The organism is Paenibacillus sp. 01T422, from assembly GCF_056398785.1.
Genome location: NZ_JBFTQB010001275.1, coordinates 1 through 1,320, shown reverse-complemented (window position 1 = coordinate 1,320; position 1,320 = coordinate 1). Strand labels below are relative to the sequence as shown.

Sequence of the window (1,320 nt, the reverse complement as noted above, 5' to 3'; positions counted from 1 at the left end):
GAACTGTACCCAAGTCAGTGAAGAATGGAGGCTCTTGAATGTATGTGGAATTCGTGTCGAATTCGTACAGATCGCCTTCTGGAATCGCGATTTCATTGAAGCGCTCATTCGCACGGAATACGTTGCTGTATTTGTCGCGGAACATATCAGGGCTCATTGCAATGCCAAGAGCTTCTTGAATCTCTTGGTTTGTAGGCCAGATGTCTTTGAGGTAGACAGGTTGATTGCTTTGGTCGTAACCGATTGGATCGTTAGCCAAATCAATGTTTACTGTACCTGCAAGAGCATAAGCAACAACAAGTGGAGGTGATCCAAGGTAGTTAGCTTTTACTTGAGCATGAACACGGCCTTCAAAGTTACGGTTACCGGAGATAACAGCAGCTACCGTCATATCGTTGTCAGCAACAGCTTTGCTCACTTCATCAGGAAGCGGACCGGAGTTACCGATACAAGTTGCACAGCCGTAACCTGCCACGTGGAAACCAAGTGCTTCTAGGGACTCAAGCAAGCCTGCTTTCTTGAGGTACTCAGTAACAACCAGGGAACCTGGTGTCAAGGAGCTCTTCACGAATGCCGGTTTTCTCAAGCCACGAGCAACGGCTTTCTTAGCCACAAGACCCGCACCTAGCATAACGCTTGGGTTGGATGTGTTCGTACAGGAAGTGATCGCTGCGATTACAACGGCACCAGTTCCCATTTTAACCGTCTCGCCGCCTGGGTAGACGACATCAACTTCTTCGTTGATTTTCTCTTCCGTCAGCCCATATCCACCTTTGTCGATTGGCGTACGGATGATGGAGTTGAAGGACTCTTTCATATTCGTAAGCTCAACACGGTCTTGCGGACGTTTCGGACCAGCCAAGCTCGRTACTACGGAGCCAAGGTCAAGTTCAAGAACATCTGTAAATGCTGGATCTGGTGTGGAGTCAGTACGGAACATGCCTTGTGCTTTGTAGTAAGCTTCTACGAGTGCGATTTGATCTTCTTCACGGCCAGTTGCTCTTAAGTAGTTCAATGTTTCGTTATCTACCGGGAAGAAACCGATTGTTGCGCCATACTCAGGAGCCATGTTCGCTACCGTTGCGCGGTCAGCCAAGGAAATGTTGCTCAGACCAGGACCGAAGAACTCAACGAATTTACCAACAACGCCTTTTTTACGCAAAATTTGGGTTACTGTCAAAGCCAAGTCAGTCGCTGTAGCGCCTTCTGCCAAGTGGCCAGTCAATTTGAAACCAACTACGTCTGGAGCTACGAAGTAAAGGGGTTGTCCAAGCATCCCAGCTTCAGCTTCGATACCGCCGACGCCCCAACCTACAACGC

Annotated in this window: 1 protein-coding gene; it reads right to left on the bottom strand. The window is 48.7% G+C overall.

What is annotated here, in order from left to right:
- A partial coding sequence (locus AC1DUA_RS37940) for an aconitase family protein (protein ID WP_477504620.1) occupies window positions 1–1,320 on the bottom strand: 1,320 nt, incomplete at both ends.